Source organism: Pararhizobium sp. P1_E7, assembly GCF_056405855.1.
Genome location: NZ_JBFUBH010000127.1, coordinates 1 through 5,279, shown reverse-complemented (window position 1 = coordinate 5,279; position 5,279 = coordinate 1). Strand labels below are relative to the sequence as shown.

The 5,279-nt window shown below is 58.2% G+C and carries 7 protein-coding genes; 1 reads left to right on the top strand and 6 read right to left on the bottom strand.

Annotation, left to right across the window (positions count from 1 at the left end; all coding sequences use genetic code 11):
- Positions 1 to 114: 114 nt before the first annotated feature.
- From AC1D17_RS27590 to AC1D17_RS27575, 4 genes are read right to left on the bottom strand one after another with little or no spacing between them, the layout of a single operon-like run.
- Positions 115 to 552, bottom strand: coding sequence for a lipocalin-like domain-containing protein (locus tag AC1D17_RS27590; RefSeq protein ID WP_477568431.1), 438 nt, complete (start codon positions 550 to 552; stop codon positions 115 to 117).
- Positions 553 to 592: 40 nt separating this feature from the next.
- Entirely contained in the window at positions 593 to 1,054 is a 462-nt protein-coding gene (locus AC1D17_RS27585) for a cyclophilin-like fold protein (protein ID WP_477568430.1), read from the bottom strand.
- Between the two features lie 9 nt (positions 1,055 to 1,063).
- Complete coding sequence (locus AC1D17_RS27580) at positions 1,064 to 1,810, bottom strand: SDR family oxidoreductase (protein ID WP_477568429.1); 747 nt, start codon at positions 1,808 to 1,810, stop codon at positions 1,064 to 1,066.
- 30 nt (positions 1,811 to 1,840) lie between these two features.
- Complete coding sequence (locus AC1D17_RS27575; RefSeq protein WP_477568428.1) at positions 1,841 to 3,025, bottom strand: MFS transporter; 1,185 nt, start codon at positions 3,023 to 3,025, stop codon at positions 1,841 to 1,843.
- Between the two features lie 94 nt (positions 3,026 to 3,119).
- Here AC1D17_RS27575 and AC1D17_RS27570 point away from each other — a divergent pair, with 94 nt between their 5' ends.
- Positions 3,120 to 4,028 (top strand): LysR family transcriptional regulator, encoded by a 909-nt coding sequence (locus AC1D17_RS27570; protein ID WP_477568427.1) that lies wholly within the window; start codon positions 3,120 to 3,122, stop codon positions 4,026 to 4,028.
- A gap of 196 nt (positions 4,029 to 4,224) precedes the next feature.
- Here the strand turns inward: AC1D17_RS27570 and AC1D17_RS27565 are convergent, their stop codons facing one another.
- Positions 4,225 to 4,833 (bottom strand): J domain-containing protein, encoded by a 609-nt coding sequence (locus tag AC1D17_RS27565; protein ID WP_477568432.1) that lies wholly within the window; start codon positions 4,831 to 4,833, stop codon positions 4,225 to 4,227.
- A gap of 71 nt (positions 4,834 to 4,904) precedes the next feature.
- On the bottom strand, positions 4,905 to 5,279 hold a 375-nt coding region (locus AC1D17_RS27560), incomplete at its 5' end, for a hypothetical protein (protein ID WP_477568426.1).

The window sequence follows — 5,279 nt, the reverse complement described above, 5'->3', positions numbered from 1 at the left end:
AGCTAGGCCTGCGAGATTACTGGACCTCAATATGAATTGCCCGCCACATCGGGGCGCGCAATTCAGTCGATCAGGCACAGTGGTTCCTAAAGATTGTCTGCAGAGCTCAAGCTTTCAGAAGCGGTCGTAGCTGACGCGCCAACCTTCTGCAGCATCGACCGGGGAAATCACCAGCTTGTCACCTGTGACCTCGAACTTGCGCTCCAGTCTCTGGCCGATCAGGTTCCGGACGAGAGAGGACTCGACGGTGATCGCGAATATGTTCTTGTCATCGTCGATCTCGACGGGACCGTAATAGGCCTCGTATGCTTTCGTAGTGTAGGGCGTGTCCGCGGCGTTCGCATCGGGATTCATCGCCTGGACCGACAGGGTGCCCCCTTGAGTGAAGACAAGCTGGCCTGAATACGGGATGGTCTGAAGATTGCCCGCAGCTCCTACCTCGAGTGCGGTCATGTGCCAGGCACCGATGATCGGTGACTTTACATCGCTGGCGAATGCCGGGGAGGTGAAGGCCAGTGCCAGTGCTGCAGCCAAGATCTTGAAACTGTTCATCGAGATGTCCTTTGTTGTGTGGCAGGAAGAGGTTGGGCTGTTAAATCCGTTCGATCCGGACGGGATACTTGCCGCGCACCAGAAGCGCGTCGAAACCGTTGTCGAACCGGCCGAGACGGATCAGCCCGTCCCAGCGATAGTCGGCATAGAAGAGAGCGAGGTTGCCCCAGGGCTTGAAGTAGCAGAGGTCGCCTGGCCGCTCGTTGGTGAAGGGGCCGCTGGCATCCTCGGTGAGCTTGCGAGGCAGATGGACGATCTTCTCATTGCCTCCGAAGTCCTCGATGTTGAGATCAAGCGGAAGCAGGGACGCAAGGTCGCGCGCTGACGGGTTGTCGTAGAGCGTCGCTGTCAGCACCAATCCATTGAAGGTCAACCTGATGCGCACGTCGGTCGGCTCCCGGTTGTTTGGGTCGCGTCCTTGCTGTGCAATGGCGACACGCGGAATTGCCGCAGCCGCCAGCGCGGTGCCCAGAACTTGTCGTCGGCTGATCGGACGAGACATGGCGGTTTGTCAGACCGGCTGCGCTGTGGGCCGGAAGAGGATTTCATTGATATCGACGTCGTCCGGCTCGCTGATAGCGAACGCGACACTCCGGGCGAATGTACCCGGTCCAATCGCAATCTTGCTGACGAACTCCCGGGTGCCCGCCTGGATATCCTTTTCGCTGATATGCTCGAGGAGTTCGGTGCTGACCGCGCCGGGCGAGATGATGGTTGTCCGGATATTGTAGGGTTTCACCTCTTTCCGCAGGCCCTCGGACAAGGCGCGGACGGCATGCTTCGTGGCGCAATAGACGGTCGCGCCAGGATCAACGACATGGCCATAAACCGAGGAAACGTTGATGATGTGTCCCGACTTTTGGGCCTTCATGTGAGGAAGTACCGCTGCAATCCCGTAGAGCACGCCCTTGATGTTGACATCGATCATGCGGTCCCACTCGTCGACTTTGAGACGTTCTAGCGGCGCAAGCGGCATAAGGCCCGCGTTGTTCAGCATGACGTCGATTCGACCGAACTGTTTGACAGTGATATCGACAAGGTTTTTGACCTGATCCCGGTCGGTCACGTCGGTCTGCACCGCGACGACCTTGTAGCCTTGTGCGTTCAGTTCCGCAGCCAAAGCCTCAATGCGGTCGGTGCGTCGCGCGCCGATGATCACGGTCGCGCCGCGCTCTGCGAGATGCCGGGCCGTAGCTTCGCCCAGGCCACTGCTGGCGCCGGTGATGACAACGACCTTGTTTTCGATTCCCTGTGACATGACGGTCTCCTGTTTCTGAGTTTAAGTGGTTCAGCTGCGCGGCCGGGCGAGGGCGGCCAGAACCGCCGACCCGACGAGCATGATTGCGGAAAGGACAAAAGCGCTCCACCATCCGACGCTGTCGAACAGGGCGCCGCCCGCCGCCGCTCCACCTGCTATGGCAAGCTGAATAAGGGCGACCTGCAGGCCGCCGCCTGCTTCGAGATCGTCCGGGATGATCCGTGTCATCCAGGTGTTCCAGGCGACAGGCACCGGTGTCGACAAGACACCCCAGACAATTAGCAGGGCTGCCGTCAGCCCTCGGAATGGGCCGGCTGCGATCAGTAGAAGAGCAATGACGGCGAGGACACCGGGCATGCCGACAAGTGCGACCCCAAGATGCCGGCGGACCACGAAACCGATCGCGTACAATCCGGCCAGTCCGCCAGCACCCAGGCCGAGCAGCACCATCGACAGCATGTTGATATCGAGCCTGGTGACATGTTCGAGAAACGGTCTCAGGTAGATCGACAGCGAGTTCATGCCGATGAACGTCAGTGCCGTTGCCGCCATGCCGATTGCAAAGGTGCGGTTGCGGAGCAATCCGAACATTGTCCCAACGGATGCAGCTTTGGCAGGGGGCATATTCGGCAGGACAGCCATTTGCCATACCAGCGCCCCAAGGCCGATCGGAACAGTGATGAGAAATGTGTTGCGCCACCCAATGAGGCTGCCGAGAAAACTGCCCAGCGGTGCGGCGGCAACGATTGCCATTGCCGTTCCGCCCTGAAGCAGCGCAATCGCCCGGGGAAGATCGGGGCCGGATGCGAGACGCGCGAGAATGGCGGTCGACAGTGACCAGAAGCCGCCGATCGCGATGCCAACCATGGCCCGCCCGATCAGGAAGATAAGGTAGCTCGGCGCCAACGCTACCGTGAGGCTGGAGAGCGTCAGGATGGACGTGTAGAAAAGGACGACCGTTTTCCGGTCCAGTTGGCCCAAAACCCTGTGTCCGAACAGGCTGGTCACGACTGCAAAGAAACCTGAGACGGCAATCGCCAATCCCGCCTGACCCTCCGTGATCGACAGATCCTGCGCGATCGGCGTTAGAAGGCTGACAGGCATGAACTCCAAGCCTACCAGAAGGAATGTCAGGAGCGACAGGCAGGTGACCGCACCCCAGGGCGTCGTCTGCTGCAGGTCCTCAAATCCGTCATCTACTGTCAAATCGGTCATATCGTACTCGCTCTCGTTGCGAGATTAGATAACGGTATTGAAGTCGTGCCACTAGACGGCATAAACTGCATGTCGTGATGAGAGAGATTCAACAATGCGTCGAGACGAATTTACCGAGATGCGCGCCTTCCTTGAGGTGGCGCGAGAACGCAGTTTTACACGTGCGGCAGCAAAGCTTGGGGTCACCCGATCTGCGCTCAGCCATACCATCCGAGCGCTGGAGGAGCGGCTCGGTGTGCGCCTCCTCGCGCGCACGACCCGTGATGTCGCACCGACTGCCATGGGCGAGCGGCTAGTCCAGAGTATCGAGCATCATTTCGAGGGGATCAGTGCCGAGATCACAGCGCTGAAGGCTCTCAGCGACAAGCCCTCCGGCCATGTCCGGATCGTTTGTCCCGACGATGCCGTCCAACTGGTGTTCCGGGATCGGCTGAAGCCGTTCCTGCGCGAGTACGCGGACATTCAGGTCGAACTCATCGTTGACAACGGTTTCACGAATATTGTCGAACGCCAGTTCGATGCCGGGGTACGGCTGGGCGAGGCGATCGCGCGAGACATGGTCGCTGTTCGTGTTGGTCCTGATGTCAGCTATTCCGTCGTCGGGTCGCCTGAATATTTCGAGCGATATCCGGCTCCGGAAAACCCGCAGGGTCTCACAGAGCACAATTGTGTCAATCTGCGTCTTCCCACGTCGGGTGGCCTCTACGCTTGGGAATTCCACGAGGATGGGCGGGAGTTCAGCGTGYGCGTCGATGGCCAGCTAGTTTACAGTAACATCGGCTCAGCGATCGACGCGTCTCTCGACGGAATGGGTCTTGCCTACGCGCCGACCGATCTCGTTCGCCGATATGTCGACGATGGTTATCTACTGGAAGTCATCAAGGCTTGGTGTCCGACCTTCCAAGGCTATCATCTCTACTATCCCAATAGGCGCAATCACTCCCCCGCATTCTCAGCATTCGTCGATGCGTTCAGGTTTCGTCCACGAAGTGACCAAACGTGAGAACTTTCGCCCTTGGCAAAAAGACCTGGGTCACCCCTGCAACTTGGACCACTTGTGCGGAGCATCCTGGAAATGGCGTGTCGACGGTTCGTATCTGTTCAAGACCATCACGTTTACTTTCTCCTCTTGAAGGCCGCGCTGGGCAAACGCTCCGCTTGATATTGGATGGGCCTACAAGGCGCTCAATGAGTGAGCCTCAGCAAAATCCATTCAGTTTAAGGATCTTATGTGCCTCGATCGATGCGCGAAGCTCGTCCTCGGAGTTGCGGTTGCCCTGGTTGGCGTCGGGATGGTGCATTTTGAGCCTTTCCTTATAGCGGCTCCTGATTTCCTCCGGTGTTGCCTCCGGCGAGAGACCGAGTGTCGCAAAAGCCTTGGCTTCGAGCACTTTGAGTTTTCGTTTCTGCAAATCGGCTTTTTGGGCTTGGCGTTGTGCCACGGTTTTTCGGGCATTCAATGCCTTTGCAGAGCCGGAACGGACTGTCGACGGGATCGGGATTTCGGTCGGCTGGCTGACTCTCGTTCCCCGGGTCGGACGACTGCCGGCTGTCGCTTCCCTTTGATAGTGAGCGACGTCCGCGTTTGATGGAGCCGTCGTGTAACCGTATCCCTTGTTGTATTCTTTGACGTGCTCAAGACAGAACAACAGATAAAGGCCTTCAGCGCCCGGCCCCACAGGGGCGCGATGCGTGCCAACCTTTTCACAACCGTCCCATTGGCATTTCGGGCCAGTGGGTTCCCCGGCGGAAGCGGACTTTTTGCGAGCAGATCTAAGGCCCACGAATATTTTCGAATCAAGCGTCATCGCATCTGTATGGATGCCGCACGTCACCTCGGCAAGATTTAGCAAATTCGCTCGCCAATCCCCTCAACCTGTCAGGAAACCCAAATCGGTGCGATCTTTGCATGAGCACGCATGTTCAACGCGGCAACCTTGAATGGTTTGGTGATGATCGGCATACCGGTACAAATGGCTGCATCAGCCACATGTCGACCATTCATGCCATTGACGCCAGCTTTGAAAGTGCCAATCGATGACATCTGCCATCCCCGACTTTGTGAGTGAGCTATATCGGTCGGCCGACGACGTCTCAAAGGTATCAACCTTCGAACGCCGGCCTCGACACTATTCTTCCGCAGATCGACGATATGCCCGACCCGCTCATGAGCCACATCTTTCTGGAATGTGCGGACGAAATCCGAAATTGCACGTCCTGAGCGCGGAGACCGAGTGATGGGAGAGGGTAGGTC